This is a genomic window from Pseudomonas sp. 05N432, from assembly GCF_056396945.1.
This window is the reverse complement of the sequence record NZ_JBFTMM010000011.1, coordinates 160181-178397: the sequence shown is the minus strand read 5'-3', so window position 1 is coordinate 178397 and position 18217 is coordinate 160181. Positions and strand designations below refer to the sequence as shown.

At 59.6% G+C, this 18217-nt stretch carries 13 protein-coding genes; 4 read left to right on the top strand and 9 right to left on the bottom strand.

The genetic code is table 11. From position 1 onward, the window contains the following. The first annotated feature begins 52 nt into the window (after nucleotides 1-52). Nucleotides 53-3100, top strand: a complete 3048-nt coding sequence (locus AC1DHT_RS14165) for a membrane-targeted effector domain-containing toxin (RefSeq protein ID WP_442114775.1) — start codon at nucleotides 53-55, stop codon at nucleotides 3098-3100. 89 nt (nucleotides 3101-3189) lie between these two features. Here the strand turns inward: AC1DHT_RS14165 and guaA are convergent, their stop codons facing one another. The 4 genes from guaA to AC1DHT_RS14145 all read right to left on the bottom strand — a co-directional run bounded on the left by guaA (nucleotide 3190) and on the right by AC1DHT_RS14145 (nucleotide 7930). Beyond that, a complete protein-coding gene (guaA, locus tag AC1DHT_RS14160) occupies nucleotides 3190-4767 on the bottom strand; it encodes a glutamine-hydrolyzing GMP synthase (RefSeq protein ID WP_427544392.1) in 1578 nt (525 codons plus the stop codon). A 99-nt stretch (nucleotides 4768-4866) separates the two neighbouring features. After that, nucleotides 4867-6336 (bottom strand): IMP dehydrogenase, encoded by a 1470-nt coding sequence (gene guaB, locus AC1DHT_RS14155; protein WP_427533309.1) that lies wholly within the window; start codon nucleotides 6334-6336, stop codon nucleotides 4867-4869. A 117-nt stretch (nucleotides 6337-6453) separates the two neighbouring features. After that, nucleotides 6454-7002, bottom strand: a complete 549-nt coding sequence (locus AC1DHT_RS14150) for a sugar ABC transporter ATPase (RefSeq protein ID WP_145015139.1) — start codon at nucleotides 7000-7002, stop codon at nucleotides 6454-6456. A gap of 166 nt (nucleotides 7003-7168) precedes the next feature. Then, on the bottom strand, nucleotides 7169-7930 hold the full coding sequence (locus AC1DHT_RS14145) for a sulfite exporter TauE/SafE family protein (RefSeq protein ID WP_427544395.1): 762 nt from the start codon (nucleotides 7928-7930) through the stop codon (nucleotides 7169-7171). Between the two features lie 215 nt (nucleotides 7931-8145). Here AC1DHT_RS14145 and xseA point away from each other — a divergent pair, with 215 nt between their 5' ends. The 3 genes from xseA to leuA all read left to right on the top strand — a co-directional run bounded on the left by xseA (nucleotide 8146) and on the right by leuA (nucleotide 12509). After that, nucleotides 8146-9525, top strand: coding sequence for an exodeoxyribonuclease VII large subunit (gene xseA, locus AC1DHT_RS14140; protein ID WP_054595815.1), 1380 nt, complete (start codon nucleotides 8146-8148; stop codon nucleotides 9523-9525). Nucleotides 9526-9528: 3 nt separating this feature from the next. Then, a complete protein-coding gene (locus tag AC1DHT_RS14135) occupies nucleotides 9529-10350 on the top strand; it encodes a peptidoglycan DD-metalloendopeptidase family protein (RefSeq protein ID WP_427544399.1) in 822 nt (273 codons plus the stop codon). A gap of 479 nt (nucleotides 10351-10829) precedes the next feature. Beyond that, entirely contained in the window at nucleotides 10830-12509 is a 1680-nt protein-coding gene (gene leuA / locus AC1DHT_RS14130) for a 2-isopropylmalate synthase (RefSeq protein WP_427544402.1), read from the top strand. Nucleotides 12510-12709: 200 nt separating this feature from the next. Here leuA and AC1DHT_RS14125 read toward each other — a convergent pair whose 3' ends face one another. From AC1DHT_RS14125 to AC1DHT_RS14105, 5 genes are all read right to left on the bottom strand, one after another. Next, nucleotides 12710-13501 (bottom strand): amidohydrolase, encoded by a 792-nt coding sequence (locus AC1DHT_RS14125; protein WP_427544405.1) that lies wholly within the window; start codon nucleotides 13499-13501, stop codon nucleotides 12710-12712. Further along, nucleotides 13489-14637, bottom strand: a complete 1149-nt coding sequence (locus AC1DHT_RS14120) for a pyridoxal phosphate-dependent aminotransferase (protein ID WP_427544408.1) — start codon at nucleotides 14635-14637, stop codon at nucleotides 13489-13491. Before AC1DHT_RS14120 ends, AC1DHT_RS14125 begins: the two co-directional genes overlap by 13 nt. Before the next feature lie 165 nt (nucleotides 14638-14802). Continuing rightward, a complete protein-coding gene (der, locus tag AC1DHT_RS14115; protein WP_427544411.1) occupies nucleotides 14803-16266 on the bottom strand; it encodes a ribosome biogenesis GTPase Der in 1464 nt (487 codons plus the stop codon). A 144-nt stretch (nucleotides 16267-16410) separates the two neighbouring features. Further along, entirely contained in the window at nucleotides 16411-17562 is a 1152-nt protein-coding gene (gene bamB, locus AC1DHT_RS14110) for an outer membrane protein assembly factor BamB (protein WP_427544414.1), read from the bottom strand. Beyond that, entirely contained in the window at nucleotides 17555-18196 is a 642-nt protein-coding gene (locus tag AC1DHT_RS14105) for a tetratricopeptide repeat protein (RefSeq protein WP_427544417.1), read from the bottom strand. The genes bamB and AC1DHT_RS14105 overlap by 8 nt, the downstream gene beginning before the upstream one ends. Between the last annotated feature and the right edge of the window lie 21 nt (nucleotides 18197-18217).

Sequence of the window (18217 nt, the reverse complement as noted above, 5' to 3'; positions counted from 1 at the left end):
TCCCTTGAGCAAATGAGCAATCCTCTCAGCCCATTTCTCAAGGAGCGAGAACATGCCTACCGATCAAACACGTGAAACGCTGCCCGATAACACAGACAAACAACACCTGCTGAGCATCGCGCCCGTCATCGTGACTGCCTGTCCCGACCTGCACGAAGAAGCCCATGGGATGGCCACCGAAATCCTGAAAAAACACGGCGTTACCGGCCTGGACCCCGATCAGGTCTGGTGGCATCGTTTTGGCAATGTCACGGCCAGCAGCACCAAAACCTTCCTGGGTTGGGAGCACTACCCTAAACCCACTCAGTCAATGACCCTGACGCAACTGGTCATTCATCGGTATTACGTCACCGATCAGGACTACTTCGATCAGCTGGACTGTTACGGCGGGTTTTACACCGCCGATGCAACCGCCAGCATTTACAACGAAACCAACGAAGTGCGGATGTACCCCAGCGCCGTGCTCAAGGACTTCTGGCACGAGACCTTCAGCGATCGGTATCTGGCCAAGCTGAACGCCTACTGGAGCGTGCATTTTGATGACTACCGGGCCCTGGCGAAATGCAACTACCTGAGTAAAGCCGTCGAGGCACGGGAAAACGGTACGCTGCAGGAGGAAGAGTTTCAGACCGTTATCCGGGCCGTCGCCGCAGACAAAAACTGGCCGCTGACCCTGGAGAACGTGCGTGCGCAAACCTCAGCACCCGCCGATCTGCGGGTGTGCGCCCTGGATGTAGCCGGGCATGTCGCCACCGATATCCTGCGTATCGATGACGGTAGCGGACGGCAAATCACCTATGTTCCCGGCGCCACTGATGCGTTCCACGTGCACCCGACGCTGACGGACATGCATTGGTGGATCCTGCTGCAAATGAACGATGACACGCGCTATGCCGAATTCATGACGCATTTCCCGCTGTCGGTGCGCCAGGAGATCCACGACAACATCACGCCGCTGATGAACCAGTTGGTGGGCACGTGGGGTAAATACGATCACCATCTGATCAATCAAAAAAACATCACCGTCAGCGGTGACGCGTTTTCCTGGCTGAGCCGTAATGTGCAGAGCGCAATGTCGCAAGAGGCCGATCTGTCCCTGGTGACCAACGGACAACTGCGTAAAGGCATGTGGCTGGGTTACCTGAGCGCCGGCCTGCACGTCTTCGGGCCGCTGGCGCTGCTCGGTTGGCCGATTGCACTGCCGGTGATTGGAGCCAGCATCGCGTCCATGGGCTTGAACATCGACAAGGCCGTCAACGGCAAAACCGTGGCCCAGCGCAAGGAAGGCGTGAAAGGCGCCGTGCTGGATGGCATCAACCTTCTGTTCAACCTGCCGCTGCTCAAGGAGGTCGATGTTCTGGAGGAGGTCGGCGCTTCGGCCGAGGCCGCTGAAGCCGCCGAAATGGCCAGGCTGCAGGAGGCCACCAATCCTGCTGAGCCGATCGGTGCGCAAGAACCGGAGGTGTCCGACGGTTCAGAGAGCGCAGTTACTCAAATTCAAGAGTTCATCCCCCTGAAGCCGGAGCCGGCACAGAACCTTGAAGTACCGGAGCACTGGCAAAGTAACGAGATCCTGGAAAGTGAGGCGCCGCTTGCCACCAGCGGCAAGTTCCAGGGCATCTACTCGCTCAACTCCACCCCCTCGACTGCGATCATGATGAACGACGCAGCCTATTACGTGCGCTACGAAGCCGACATCAATGGCGGTGGCACCTGGGCCATCATCGACCCGGCAAACCCATACGCGTCCACAGGATCGATACCCGTGCGCTTGAATGCCGAGGGCGAGTGGGAGCTGACGCCGAAATCCGGTTTAAAGGGTGGCGGCAAAGACGACCTCACCGCTGTTGCGGGACATTCCCGGTTTCCCGACCATGTCCGACCACCGGAATCATTTAGCGTGCCCTCGACGAAGTACGATACCGCCACTGGGCGGTCGCTCAACGTCCTGGCGTTAGGTAAAAAAGAAACCCACGTAAAAATAATCAACCTTCCCAACGGACGAATACAAGGGCTGACAGCCTATGAAGAGTTCGTCGCAGGACATCGCGCCGCCCTGTTGAAAGATACTCGCGCCCTCCTTTCCAAAGAAAACTTCTTTGCCTCATTACCGGCACGTCCGGTACAGCCCGTCATCACGCCGTCCATGACTGTCCCGGAACTCATTCAGAACATCTTTGATGCTTCGCCGGGGCTGGTGATTGGAGAAAGCCAGGATCGTATTGCCAGTATGCGATTCCTGATCGAGAACATGCAGACGTTGGCCAGACAAGGCGTCAAGACGATCTATATGCATCGCTTGCTCAACGACTTCAATCAATTCGACCTGAATACTTTCCTCAGAGGTGCTGAAATGGACGGCATGCTCGAAAAGTATCTGAAACAGCTCCAAAGCGATCCTGCCGGGAAGTTCACCCCACTCGAGGTCGTCAAGGTGGCTCGCGAGAACGGTATCCGGATCCAGGCGACCGACTGCCTGGCAAGCTACCGCTATCCGGCATCGCCCTTGATTGACGTTCAGGAACAATCCATTAAAAACTACCTCACCACCACGATCATGCGTGCCAATGAAGCGCTTGGCAGATCAGGTAAATGGGTGGTCCTGACGGGCCAGGAAAACACCAATACCTTTAGAGGCATTGCCGGCATCAGTGAAATGAACGGCGGTATCGGTTTGCGTATTGAGGAGGTGCTTCCAGAACGCAGCCTGCATATAGAGATAGACCACGGCGTCGAGGTGGGTCGCAATGCCAGCCCGCCCTCCGTAAAATTCCACGGAGAGTTCGACACCTTGTATGCCGATATCAGCCTGCAAGTGCCGATGCCCATGCTGCAACGAACGCCGGACGAAATCGCTCGCCTGCTGTTCCGCCAGGGAATGTTCACCTTCAAGGAGTCTGATGGAACCTGGACATTGATCCATCGCAGCAGAACCAATCTGATCACAGAAACCCTGGTTGAACGAACGGCCGATGGGCAATACCTGGTCAATCGCCCCGCCTGGACCGACGTCCATCAAAAAACTTACCCCAGCCTGGTCGATCTTTCGCACGCACTCACCCGCATGGGCATGAAGCTCGAAGGACGCTTGCCAGCGTAGGAAAACACCGTAACGCGATACGCAAAAGGCCCCGTGAATTCACATTCACGGGGCCTTTCGGTTATTACGGACGATCAGTCAGATCGGGATCATTCCCACTCGATCGTCGCTGGCGGCTTGCTCGACACGTCGTAAGTAACGCGGGAGATGCCTTCGATTTCATTGATGATCCGGCCGCTGACGGTTTCCAGCAGCTCGTAAGGCAGGTGAGCCCAACGCGCGGTCATGAAGTCGATGGTTTCTACTGCACGCAGGGCGACAACCCAGGCGTAACGACGGCCGTCGCCCACCACGCCAACCGATTTCACCGGCTGGAACACCACGAACGCCTGGCTGACTTTGTGGTACCAGTCGGCCTTGCGCAGTTCTTCGATGAAGATGTGGTCGGCGCGACGCAGCAGGTCGGCGTATTCCTTCTTCACTTCACCAAGGATCCGCACGCCCAGGCCCGGGCCCGGGAACGGGTGACGGTAGACCATGTCGTACGGCAGGCCGAGTTCCAGGCCCAGACGACGGACTTCGTCCTTGAACAGCTCGCGCAGCGGTTCAACCAGCTTGAGGTTCATTTCTTCCGGCAGGCCACCCACGTTGTGGTGCGACTTGATCACGTGTGCCTTGCCGCTTTTCGCGCCAGCCGACTCGATCACGTCCGGGTAGATGGTGCCCTGGGCCAGGTACTTGATGTTGTCGAGCTTGCAGGATTCGGCATCGAACACGTCGATGAAGGTACGGCCGATGATCTTGCGCTTCTTCTCTGGGTCGCTTTCGCCGGCCAGGTTGTTCAGGAACTGGTCTTCGGCGTTGGCACGGATCACCTTGACGCCCATGTTCTCGGCGAACATGGCCATCACTTGCTCGCCTTCGTGCAGACGCAGCAGGCCGTTGTCGACGAAGACGCAGGTCAGCTGATCGCCAATGGCTTTGTGCAGCAGTGCGGCAACTACCGAGGAGTCAACGCCGCCGGACAGGCCGAGCAGTACGTTGTCGGTACCGACCTGGGCGCGGACCTGAGCGATAGCGTCTTCAGCAATCTTCGAAGGCGTCCACAGGGCTTCGCAGCCGCAGATGTCGAGGATGAAGCGCGAGAGGATGCGACCGCCCTGCTTGGTGTGGGTCACTTCCGGGTGGAACTGTACGCCGTAGTAGCCGCGAGCATCGTTGAACATGCCGGCAATCGGGCAGCTCGGGGTACTGGCCAGGATGTGGAAATCCTCTGGCATCCTGGTGACCTTGTCACCGTGGCTCATCCATACGTCGAGGCCGAACAGGCCATCGGCGTCGATGTGGTCTTCGATACCGTCCAGCAGACGGCTCTTGCCGACGACGTCGACACGGGCGTAACCGAACTCACGCAGCTCGGAACCTTCAACCTTGCCACCCAGCTGTTCAGCCATKGTCTGCATGCCGTAGCAGATCCCGAAGACCGGGACGCCCAGGTCAAATACGGCTTGCGGGCAGCGCGGACTGTCAGCGACGTGTACGGACTCGGGGCCGCCGGCGAGAATGACGCCTTTTGGAGCGAATTCGCGAATCGCGTCTTCATCCATGTCGAACGGGTGCAGTTCGCAGTAAACACCGATTTCACGCACGCGACGGGCGATCAGCTGGGTGTACTGGGAACCGAAGTCGAGGATCAGGATGCGGTGAGCGTGAATGTCGAGGGCCATGATTCAGTCTCGTCTAAGTAATTCAAAAACAGTCGTGATTCAGAAACAACTCGGGGCTGAATAGAACAGCCCCGGTTGCTTAACGATTTGCTTGAAGGCTCAACCTACGCGGTAGTTTGGCGCTTCTTTGGTGATCTGTACGTCGTGGACGTGCGACTCGGCCATGCCAGCGCCGGTGATCCGCACGAACTCAGGCTTGGTGCGCATTTCTTCGATGTCGGCACTGCCGGTGTAACCCATCGAGGAACGCAGGCCGCCCATCAGTTGATGGATGATGGCGCTCAGGGTGCCCTTGTACGGAACACGCCCTTCGATACCTTCCGGAACCAGCTTCTCGGCGCCTGCCGAGGAGTCCTGGAAGTAACGGTCCGAAGAGCCTTGAGCCTGGGACATGGCGCCCAGCGAACCCATGCCACGGTAAGCCTTGTACGAACGGCCCTGGAACAGTTCGATCTCGCCTGGTGCTTCTTCAGTACCGGCGAACATCGAGCCCATCATCACGCAGGAAGCACCGGCAACGATGGCCTTGGACAGGTCACCGGAGAAACGGATACCGCCGTCGGCGATCAACGGAACGCCAGTGCCTTCAAGGGCAGCGGCGACGTTGGCGATGGCGCTGATTTGCGGCACGCCGACACCGGCAACGATACGGGTGGTGCAGATCGAGCCTGGGCCGATACCGACCTTGACCGCATCCGCGCCCGCTTCGGCCAGGGCCTTGGCAGCAGCGCCGGTGGCAATGTTGCCGCCGATTACCTGGACTTCAGGGAAATTCTGTTTGACCCAGCGAACACGGTCGATCACGCCTTTGGAGTGACCGTGGGCAGTGTCGACCACCACCACGTCAACACCGGCAGCAACCAGTGCCGCGACGCGATCGCCGGTGTCTTTACCGGTACCGACTGCAGCGCCGACGCGCAGACGACCCTGGTCGTCCTTGCTGGCCAGTGGGTAGGCCTTGGCTTTTTCGATGTCGTTGACGGTCATCATGCCTTTGAGGGCGAATTTATCGTCGACGATCAGCACGCGCTCGATACGGTGCTTGTGCAACAACTCGCGAACGTCGTTCTTGTTGGCGCCTTCCTTGACCGTGACCAGACGCTCTTTAGGCGTCATCACTTCACGGACAGTGGCGTCCAGACGGTTCTCGAAACGCACGTCACGGGAAGTGACGATGCCGACCAGGTCGCCATCGTGCAGTACCGGAACGCCGGAGATGTTGTTCATGCGGGTCAGTTCGAACAGCTCACGTACCGTGGCGTCAGCCTCGATGGTGATCGGGTCCTTGACCACGCCGGCCTCGTACCGCTTGACCTTGCGCACTTCGGCAGCTTGCTGCTCGATGGTCATGTTCTTGTGGATGATGCCGATGCCACCTTCCTGAGCCATGGCAATTGCCAGACGGGCTTCAGTGACGGTGTCCATGGCAGCGGAAACCAGTGGAATATTCAGCTCGATGCCACGGGTAAGGCGGGTTTTGAGACTGACTTCGTTAGGAAGCACCTCGGAATAACCAGGCACTAAAAGAATGTCGTCGAAGGTCAGAGCTTCTTGGCTGATACGCAGCATCGCGGGGGCTCCCGAGCGGGAAAATGGAAGCGCGCCATTATACTCAGACACCCCCGCCGGCTCAATGTAAAACTCTGTCTATTATTGGTATTACTGATATACGGGTAACTCGGCCCCCTACAACTCCACCTTGACCCAACTCACCGGCAGGTCGAGCCATTCGGCGAATTCGTCGATGAAGCTCTGCTTGAACCCGGCCTCCGCCCAGTTGTTGAAGATAAAGCCCAGGTTCGAGAAGCCGCATTCCTGCAGGAACAGAAAGCCGTTGATGTCGTCTTCATGTCCGCATTCCGGGCAGATGAAGTTGTCGGTGCGCCCCGGCATCCAGTCTTCCAGGCTTTCGAACAGCGCTTCGCCGATTTCCTTGCGGCATTCGGCACAACCGGCTTCTTCGAGAAAGCCCTTGGCCGGCGTATAGATGCAGCGCTTGGTGATGATTTCCAGCCCATTGATCGGCTCGCCAAACGGCAGCGCCTCAGGATGCAACACCACCGCCCGCGCTCCCGGTGCGATGGCGTGGGCCATGCGATTGCCGGTACGACCGCAGGTGGTGAGCTGTTCTTCAATGATGTTCTTGCGCACCAGCCACCGCACAATCGCCCGCGCCCGAGGTTCGTGCACCGGCAGTGTGGAGATTTTCGGGACGAGGATGCTTTGCGAGTTCATGGGTGTAGCCCTGTTGCAAACACTGAAGATTATCCCTGTGGGAGCGAGCCTGCTCGCGATAGCGGCAGATCAGGCAACCTTGATATTGACGGTGATGGCCTATTCGCGAGCAGGCTCGCTCCCACAGGATTTGGCGGTCGGCAGCTTAATCCCTGACAGGCTCAGGTCAAGTGTTCAGGTACCTGACGATCAAGGCAATGCCACTGGCCAGCACCAGCCAGGTCACCAGCCGCACAAAGGCCTCGCGGGACAACTTCATCGTCAACCGTCGACCAGTCCACAACCCCAGCGCCATTGCCGGCAACAAACACACCGCCAGTACCAACAAGGGTAGCTCGGCATAGACCCCGGCGATCGCGAACAGGCTCAAGCGCACCACCGTACTGCAACTGATCAACGCACTTTGCGTGGCGCGGGCCTCATCCTTGGGCAAGCGGCTGTTCAGATAGATGGCATATAAAAAGCCGCCACTGCCGAACAGCGCCCCGAACATTCCGCCCACCGTGCCCATCGGGATCGCCCACGCGGCAGCCAACTGCGTCGGCCGGGCGGTCCCCCACAAGCTGTAAATCGCATACGCGCTGATAAACAGCCCCATCAATAGCAGCAACAGGTTCGATTTGAGGTTCAGCAGGAAGATCACTCCCAACGTACACCCCACCGCCATGCACGGCAGCAAGCGCAACAACTCGGGCCTGGCGACATCGCGCCGCGACGGCAACAGATTGCCGAATGCCGCGATAAAATCCAGCAGCACCAGCAACGGCACGATCTTCGACAATGGCATGAACAGAATCAGGATCGGCCCGGCCACCAGCGCCGTACCGAAACCAGCGACGCCGAAGACGATGTACGCCAGGCTGATGCCCAGCCCGATCACCAGCCAGTCCGTGGCGCCGAAGGCCCATTGATTCAGTAATTCCAGCAATGCAACTTCCTTTTTATCACTGTGATGGTTTTAGCCGGCAGTCCCTGTGGGAGCGAGCCTGCTCGCGATTGAAGTGTGACATTCAATAATAGTGTTGGATGTTAAACCGCAATCGCGAGCAGGCTCGCTCCCACAAGGGACCGCGCAGCGTTCACTTCAGCAAGAAGGTAATCGGCCATGGAGATTGACCGCCGAATGCCTTTAAACTGCGCCCCATGATTAAAGATCCCTTTGCAAGACTCGGCCTGGACCGAGAAGTCCTGACGGTCAGCCAGCTCAATGGCCGCGCGCGGGTGTTGCTTGAAGACGTGTTCAGCAACATCTGGGTCGAAGGCGAAATCTCCAACCTCGCCCGCCCGGCGTCCGGCCACATCTATTTCACCCTCAAGGACAGTGGCGCCCAGGTGCGTTGCGCGCTGTTCCGGCAGAACGCTGCGCGGGTTCGCCAGGCGCTGAAGGATGGCCTGGCGGTCAAGGTCCGGGGCAAGGTTTCGCTGTTTGAAGGGCGTGGCGACTATCAGCTGATTCTCGACACCGTGGAGCCTGCCGGTGACGGTGCGCTGCGTCTGGCGTTCGATGCGCTGAAGGAAAAACTCAGCGCCGAAGGCCTGTTCAGTGCCGAACGCAAAGTACCGCTGCCGGCCCACCCGCAACGCATCGGCATCATCAGTTCGCCGACCGGTGCGGTGATTCGCGACATCATCAGCGTCTTCCGTCGCCGTGCGCCGCAAGTGGTGCTGACCCTGATCCCCACCGCCGTGCAAGGCCGCGAAGCCACCGCGCAGATTGTCCGCGCACTGAAACTGGCCGACGCCCGCGGTTTCGATGCGCTGATCCTCGCCCGAGGCGGCGGTTCGCTGGAAGACCTCTGGTGCTTCAACGAAGAAGCCGTGGCCCGCGCGATAGATGCCTGCGTCACCCCGATTGTCAGCGCCGTCGGCCATGAAACCGATGTGTCGATCAGCGACTTCGTGGCCGACGTCCGCGCACCGACACCGTCAGCCGCCGCTGAACTGCTGGCACCGGATTCCAGCGACCTGGTGCGCCGGGTCGAAAGCCTGCATCGACGCCTGGTGATGCGCATCCGCGATCGCTTGATGCGTGATCGTCTGCGCCTGGAAGGTATATCGCGTCGCTTGCGCCATCCCGGTGAACGCCTGCGCCAGCAAGCGCAACGTCTGGACGACCTGGACATGCGCCTGCGCCGGGCTTTCGAGCGCAGTCTCAATACCCGTCGCGAACGACTGATTCGTCTCGAAACCCGCCTCGCCGGGCAACATCCGGGACGGCAACTGGCGCTGCTGCGCCAGCGCCTCGACAGCCTCGCCGAGCGCCTGCCGCGCTCGATGCGCGAAGGTCTGAAGGCCCGTCGCCTGCAACTGCAAACCCAGATGCAAACCCTGCACGTAGTCAGCCCGTTGGCGACACTGGGGCGTGGTTACAGCATTTTGCTCGATGAACGCGGTAACGCGATCCGCAGCGCTGCGCAGACCCAAAACGGCCAACGCCTGAAAGCCATACTCGGCGAAGGCCAATTGCAGGTCCGGGTTGAAGACAATCACCTGACGCCCGTCACCCTTTCTTTACTGGATTGATCCATGCCGCGTTTTCTTGCACCGCTGTTGTTGCTTTGCCTGACCTTCAACGCCCACGCCGACAGCTACATCACGCGCCTGCTGAACAAACCGGTGCCCGGCGGTGTGGCGGTAGTCGACCTGGGCACTTCGGCTCAGGCGCCCAAGGCCAGCTACCAAGGCAAACCGGTGCTGGTGATCAAGGAACAGAACAACTGGCTGGCGATTGTCGGCGTGCCGCTGACCGTCAAACCCGGCAACCAGCAGCTCAGTAGCGGTGGCCGTAACCTGAGTTTCATGGTCGGCAACAAGAAATACCCGGAACAGCACATCACCCTGAAGAACCAGCGTCAGGTCAATCCGAACCCGGACGACCTGAAACGCATCGACGCCGAGCTGGACGAACAGGTTCGCGCTTATCGCAGTTTCAGCCCGGTGACGCCGAGCAACCTGCTGCTGGACAAACCGGTCAATGGTCCGCTGTCGAGCAAGTTCGGCGTGCGCCGGTTCTTCAACGGCGAAGAGCGCAATCCCCACGCGGGCCTGGACTTCGCGGTGCCGGCGGGTACGCCGATCAAGACCCCGGCGGCCGGCAAGGTGATCCTGATCGGCAACTACTTCTTTAACGGCAACACGGTATTCGTCGACCACGGCCAGGGCTTCATCAGCATGTTCTGCCACATGTCGAAAATCGATGTGAAAGTCGGCCAGCAACTGACGCGCGGCAGCGTGGTCGGCAAAGTCGGCTCCACCGGTCGTGCGACCGGGCCGCACATGCACTGGAACGTCAGCCTGAACGATGCGCGCGTAGACCCGGCGATTTTCATCGGCGCGTTCCAGCCCTGAATGCTGGACAAGGCCACTGGCCTCATCGCGAGCAGGCTCGCTCCCACAGGGTATCGGTGTGACCACAGATTTGGTGCACACCCCTAATCCACTGTGGGAGCGAGCCTGCTCGCGATGACAATTTCACAGGTACCGAAGAACTTCCCGCTGCCTGAATCTTCAATTGCGCTTAGCCCAACCCTCACGCAAACATCACAACAATTGCAGCCACACACAGCAATAAAATCTCGATAAAAAAGACTTTTCGGGTATTTATCTCAAAGTTTTTCGACTGCTTGCCATCTTCCACCCCCGCGGTTAGGGTTGAAGACATGAAAACTTCTCACACCCTCATTCAGCTCCGCCAGCACCGCAGCCTGTGCCTCGTCAGCGCACGACTGCCGGGCTGAATCGCGGTGCCTCGTCCCACGTTTTATCCAACGTTTTTTTGATCCACCGGCAGGCCGCCTTTTTTCGGCCCACACAATAAGGATTTTCCGATGAGCATGCTCAAAGACCCGTCTTCGAAATACCGCGCCTTCCCGACAATCGACATTCCGGATCGCACCTGGCCGTCGAAGACCATCACTGCCGCGCCGATCTGGTGCAGCTCCGACTTGCGCGATGGTAACCAGTCGCTGATCGAGCCAATGGACGCGGTGAAAAAGCTGCGCTTCTGGAAAACCCTGGTCGCCGTCGGCGTGAAAGAAATCGAAGCCTCCTTCCCGGCCGCTTCGCAAACCGACTTCGACTTCGTGCGGACCCTGATCGAAGACGGCCACATCCCGGACGACACCACCATCCAGGTACTGACCCAGGGCCGTGAAGACCTGATCGAGCGGACTTTCGAATCCCTTCGTGGCGCGAAAAAAGCCATCGTTCACCTCTATAACGCGACCTGCCCTTCCTTCCGCCGGATTGTCTTCAATCAGGACAAGGACGGGATCAAGGCCATCGCCGTGAACGCCGCCAAGCTGTTCGTCAAATACGCCGCCCAGCAGCCGGAAACCGAGTGGACCTTCGAATACTCGCCAGAGACTTTCAGCGCCACTGAACTGGAATTCGCCAAGGAAGTCTGCGACGCGGTGATCGAGGTCTGGAACCCGACGCCTGAGCACAAGGTCATCCTCAACCTGCCGGCCACCGTCGAATGCGCTACACCGAACATCTACGCCGACCAGATCGAATGGTTCGGCCGTCACATCAACCGTCGTGACAGCGTGATCATCAGCCTGCACACCCACAACGACCGTGGCACTGGCGTTGCGGCCACCGAGCTGGGCCTGATGGCGGGCGCCGACCGTGTTGAAGGCTGCCTGTTCGGCAACGGCGAGCGCACCGGTAACGTCGACCTGGTCACCGTGGCCTTGAACCTCTACACCCAGGGCGTTGACCCTGAGCTGGATTTCTCCGACATCGACGGCGTGCGCAAAGTCGTTGAAGAGTGCAACCAGATTCCGGTGCACCCACGTCACCCGTACGTCGGCGACCTGGTTCACACCGCGTTCTCCGGCTCGCACCAGGACGCGATCCGCAAGGGCTTCGCCCAGCAGAAACCGGATGCCCTGTGGGAAGTGCCGTACTTACCGATCGACCCGGCCGACATTGGCCGCAGCTACGAGGCGGTGATTCGCGTCAACAGTCAGTCCGGCAAGGGCGGTATCGCTTACCTGCTGGAACAGGAATACGGCATCAACTTGCCGCGCCGCATGCAGATCGAGTTCAGCCAGGTGGTACAACGCGAGACCGATCGCCTGGGCCTCGAGATGACTGCCCAGCAGATCCACGCGCTGCTGCATAGCGAGTACTTGCAGGCCAACACGCCGTACGCGCTGGTCAGCCATCGCTTGCAGGAAGAGAACGGTCACAGCGCTGTTGAAGTTGAGGTCTCCAGCAAAGGCCAGGGCGAAACCAACCTGCACTGGCGCGGCAAGGGCAACGGCGCCCTGGAAGCACTGGTGGCCGGTCTGCCGATTCCGGTGGAGATCATGGACTACAACGAACACGCGATCGGCGCAGGCACCAACGCCAAGGCTGCGGCCTACATTGAACTGCGCGTGAACGGCGAGCGTGCAGTGCATGGCGTCGGTATCGATGAAAACATCACCACCGCCAGCTTCAAGGCCCTGTTCAGCGCGCTGAACCGCTCCCTGAGCCAGCCGGAAGCGAAAGCGGCGTAACCCCCCGCCCGCTGAAACGCAAAAGGCCCCGAGGTGAAAACCTCGGGGCCTTTTTTATCTTCATGGTTTTTCGTTGCCTGTCAGGCCCTCATCGCGAGCAGGCTCGCTCCCACATTGAATTTGTACAGGTCCATCAATCAGCACATAACCCTGTGGGAGCGAGCCTGCTCGCGATAGCGGTCTGTCAGGCGGCGAAAATCTCAGGTCAGTTCGAAGGTATCGGCATCCAGATTCGCCGGGAACCGCATGCGATACGCCGCCAGCTCCGCGGCACTCAGCACGACCTGAAACACCCCATCGGCCTCACCGGCACCCAGCAGCGTCTCGCCCTGGAAATCCAGCACCTGGCTATCACCGGTATACGCAAAGCCTTTACCGTCAGTGCCAATCCGGTTCACCGCGGCGACATAGCAAAGGTTCTCGATGGCCCGCGCCGGCAGCAAACGGTTCCAGTGCTGACGCCGTGCACCCGGCCAGTTGGCGGTGTACAGCAGCAGGTCGGTGTCTTGCGCATCGCGGCTCCACACCGGGAAACGCAGGTCGTAGCAAATCAGCGGACGCACCCGCCAGCCCTTGAGCTCGAACTGCACCTGATGCTCGCCGGCGGTGTAATGTTTGTGCTCGCCAGCCATGCGAAACAGGTGACGCTTGTCGTAATGCAGGACCTCACCGTCCGGCCGCGTCCACAACAGTCGATTGCGATGGCTGCCATCGGCGGCCTGGACAATCACGCTGCCGGTAATCACCGCGTCAAGTTTGGCGGCCTGCGCTCGCAACCATTTACTGGTCGGGCCGTTTTCCGCTTCAGCGAGGGTTTGCGACTCCATCGAGAAGCCGGTGGTGAACATCTCCGGCAGGATGATCAGGTCGGCGCCCCGCGCCTGCTCCAGCAACTGTTCGAAATGCTCGAGATTGGCCTTGCGGTCATGCCAGGCCAATGTGGTCTGGATCAACGCAACGTTCAGATCGGGCAAGGTAGTCAAATCGCGCATAGTTTCTCCGCTGCCTGACGCAGCGTCTCCTCACGCTTGGCAAAACACAGGCGCACCAGACGCTGCTCTGGCAGCGGGTTCTGGTAGAACACCGAAATCGGGATCGCTGCCACGCCATGCTCGCGCGTCATCCACTTGGCCATCTCGACATCGTTCAGGTCCGGACGGATCTGCGAATAGTCGACCAACTGGAAATAGGTCCCGGTGGCCTTGGTAAAGCTGAACCGCGAAGGCGCCAGCAAATCACAGAACAGATCACGCTTGGCCTGATAAAAACCCGGCAACTCTTCGACATGCTCCGGATGCTCGGCCATGAAGTCGGCCAGCGCGTACTGCAACGGGGTCACACCGCAGAAACTGACGTATTGATGCACCTTGCGCAGTTCTTCCGAGAGTGCCGGTGGCGCAACCACGTAGCCGGTCTTCCAGCCAGTGACGTGGTAGGTCTTGCCAAAAGAACTGACCACGAAGGCCCGCCGGTACAGCTCTTCATGGGCCAAAACGCTGGCATGCGCTACACCGTCAAACACCAGGTGTTCATACACCTCGTCGCTGATCAGGTAGATATCGCGGTCACGAATCAAGGCCGCCAACTGATCCAGCTCGGCACGCGAGATCAGCGCACCGCTCGGGTTATGCGGCGAGTTGAGGATGATCATTCGCGTGCGCGGGCTCAGCGCTTCGCCGAGCTTCTGGAAGTCGATGGCGAAATCCTTCCCCGCCAGCGGCACATGTACGCAACGACCGCCGGCCAGCGCCACCGAAGGCTCATAACTGTCGTAGGCCGGATCGAAGACGATCACTTCGTCACCGCTGTGGATAACTGCCGCAATGGCGCAGAAGATCGCCTGGGTCGCGCCGGGAGTGATGGTTACCTCGGTGTCGGCATTGACGCTCACGCCATAGCTGCGAGCGATCTTCGCCGCCACTTGCTGGCGCAGCGCCGGCAGGCCGGTCATCGGTGAATACTGGTTATGGCCATTGGCGATGTGCCGGCCGACCGCATCGCACAAGGCTTGCGGCGCATCGAAATCGGGGAACCCCTGGGACAGGTTGATCGCGCCGGTCTGTGCCGCGAGCTGAGACATTTGGGTGAAAATAGTGATGCCGATATTCGGCAGCTTGCTGGTGATCATCGGTGATTCCCTACTGAACACCCGACGCTAACGGCGGCGCGGGAGAGCCCGAGGATAGCTCAAACGCCAGACACGAAAAAGGGCGCCATGGGCGCCCTTCTTCTAATACAGCCGCCTAACCTGTGGCGAGGGAGCCCATCCCGAGGGGACGAGCCGGCGCACCAATCAGCGCTTGTCGCGGCGCTTCTTGTCGGCTTTCTTGTGGTGCGACATCAAGCGGCGCTTCTTGTTGACCTGACGGTCGGTGAGCGTGTTCTTGTTGCCTTCGTACGGGTTCTCGCCGCCTTTGAACTCGATGCGGATCGGCGTACCGACCAGCTTCAAGACGCGACGGTAAGTGTTTTCCAGGTAACGGACGTAAGAGTTCGGAACCTTCTCGACCTGATTACCGTGGATCACGATCAGCGGCGGGTTGGCACCCCCCAAGTGGGCATAACGCAGCTTGATCCGGCGGTTGTTGACCATCGGTGGCGCGTGCTCGCCAACGGCGTCTTCGAGGATCTGGGTCAGGCGGTTGGTCGGCCAGCGAGTGATCGCCGACTTGAACGAGTTCTGTACCGACTGGTACAGGTTGCCCACGCCAGTGCCGTGCAGCGCCGAGATGAAGTGGATATCGGCGAAGTCGACGAAGAACAACCGACGCTCCAGCTCGATCTTCACGAAATCACGCTCGGACGGCGTCATGCCGTCCCACTTGTTCAAGGCGATAACGATGGCACGACCGGCTTCCAGGGCAAAACCCAGCAGGTTCAGGTCGTGGTCAACCACGCCTTCACGGGCGTCCATCACGAAGATCACCACGTTGGCGTCTTTGATCGCTTGCAGGGTTTTGACCACCGAGAACTTTTCAACTTCCTCGTGGATCTTGCCGCGCTTGCGCACACCCGCAGTGTCGATCAGCGTGTACTTCTCTTCGTTACGCTCGAACGGGATGTAGATACTGTCGCGGGTGGTGCCGGGTTGGTCATAGACGATTACCCGGTCTTCACCGAGCATGCGGTTGACCAGGGTCGACTTGCCGACGTTCGGGCGACCGATGATGGCGATCTTGATGCCATCTTTTTCGCTCGGACCCGGAATCCGGATCGCTTCCTCGCCTTCGGCGACGTTAGCGTTGAGATCCTCTTCTTCGGTGTCACGCGGGAATTCGCTCAGGGCGGCTTCCAGCAGTGTGTTGACACCGCGACCTTGCGCACCAGCCACACCAATGGCGTGGCCCATGCCCAACGGGGCGAATTCGGCGCGGGCCATTTCAGGATCGATGTTGTCGATCTTGTTGGCCACCAGCAGGGAGCGTTTGTTGCGCTTGCGCAAGTGCTCGGCAATCATCTGGTCGGCGGCGGTGAAGCCAACCTTGGCATCTACCAGGAACAGAACGACATCGGCTTCTTCGATAGCCAGCAGCGACTGCTCGGCCATCTTTTCATCCATGCCGTGCTCATCACCGGAAATACCACCGGTGTCGACCAGGATGTAGGAGCGCCCTTGCCACTTTGCCTCACCGTATTGGCGATCACGGGTCAGACCGGAAAGGTCGCCAACAATAGCGTCGCGGCTTTTGGTCAGGCGGTTGAACATGGTGGATTTGCCGACGTTCGGTCGGCCCACCAGGGCGATTACGGGAACCATGCGGCTCTCCACTTCGTTATTTCAGAAAATACAAAAGCCGCTGCGAGGCAGCGGCTGGTGCTCGGGGCAGCACATGACGTRCCGCAAAGCCTTGCGGAGCAAGGCTGCCTGGGAACATCGCTATCCCCAAGCATAGTCAAACCATTACTTGATGGTCAGGGCTTCCAGTTTGCCGCTGTTGCCATACACGTAAATCATGTCACCCACCACCAGCGGACGGGCACGCAGGCCGTCGCTGTCGATGCGTTCACGGCCGACGAAACGACCGTCCACCTGACTCAACAGGTGCAGGTAACCTTCCAGGTCACCGACTGCAACGTAACTGGAGAACACTTCCGGTGCCGATAGTTGACGGCGAGCCAGCGAGTCGTTGCTCCACAAGGAGGTGGTCGAACGCTCGTCGACGCCTTCAACGGTACCCGAAGACAGGCTCACATAGACGCTGCCGAAACCTTGGGCGACACCGGCATAGCTGGAAGCATCACGCTGCCAGAGCTGACGACCGCTTTGCAGGTCCAGGGCCGCTACGCGCCCCTGATAGCTGGCGACATAGACCTTGTCGCCGGACAGCAGCAGGCCACCGTCGATATCGACCACGCGTTCCAGCTCCGAGCGACCCTGTGGAATCGCAATGCGCTGCTCCCACACCGGCACGCCGTTGGAGATATCCAGCGCCACGACTTTACCGGTCGACAGGCCGGCAATCGCCAGGCGGTTGGTCACGATCGGCGCACTGGTGCCGCGCAGAGTCAGGACCGCTGGCGTGCTGTCATACAACCAGCGCTGGTTACCGGTGGAAGCATCCAGACCGATCAGACGATCGTCCTGGGTTTGAACCACCACCACGTCACCGTTGTTGGCAGGCGGTGCGAGCACTTCACTGGTCACGCGAGCGCGCCATTTCTCTTCACCGGAGCTTGCATCCAGGGCAACCACTTCGCCCTTGAGCGTGCCGATCATGACCAGACCGTAACCCACGCCAACGGCGCCGGACACAGGCAGCTCAAGATCTTTCTTCCATTTGACGTCGCCGTTCATGCGATCCAGCGCCATCACCACGCCTTTGACGTCGGCAGCATAGATGGTGTTGCCATCGATGGCCGGCACCAGCATGTTGTAGGTCTCGCCCTGGCCGTTACCGACCGAACGGCTCCACTGCTTTTGCAGGACCACTTCTTCCTTGAATTTGACCAGCTCGGCCGGCGGCAATTCTTTTTTGCTGTTGCTGCTGCAACCCGCGGCCAGAATGGCCAGAGCCAGCAATGCTGCATGTTTCCAACGGATCACGTCACGCATCCCCTTTGGCCAGGTCGTCCAGCTTGATTTGTAAGCCACCGACCGCCGCTTCATCCGACAGCGCAGCCTTGGCTTTTTGGTAAGCAGCATGGGCTTCATCGGTACGACCCAACTGGACCAACAGGTCACCCTTGAGTTCTTCGCGAGTGGCCAGGAATGCCTGATCGGCATCACCTTCGAGCAATTTCAGTGCTTCGTCAGCCTTGTTCTGTGCGGCCAGGACCTGGGCCAGACGCTGACGCGCCACTTCGCCCAGCGCCGGGTTGGCAGGTTTGTCAGCCACAACCTTGAGCTGGCTTGCAGCGTCATCCAGCTTGCCGCTGTCGACCGCGACTTTCGCCACGAACAGGCTGCCGTATTGGGCGTAAGCCGTGCCGCCGAACTCGCTGTTGAGCTTGTTCGCGAGGTCCGCTACACGGGCCGCGTCAGGCTTGCCGTCCGGGGTCAGCGTGGTTTCCAGCAATTGCTGGTAAAGCATCGAGGCGCCTTGCGACTGATTGCTCTGATACTTGTGAAACGCCTGCCAGCCGAACACGATGACCAGCGCCAACAGGCCGCCGGTTACGAGAGGTTTGCCGTTACGCTGCCACCAGTCTTTGAATTCCGCCAGATGTTCGTCTTCGGTACTCGACACCCCAATACTCCTTATTCGCTA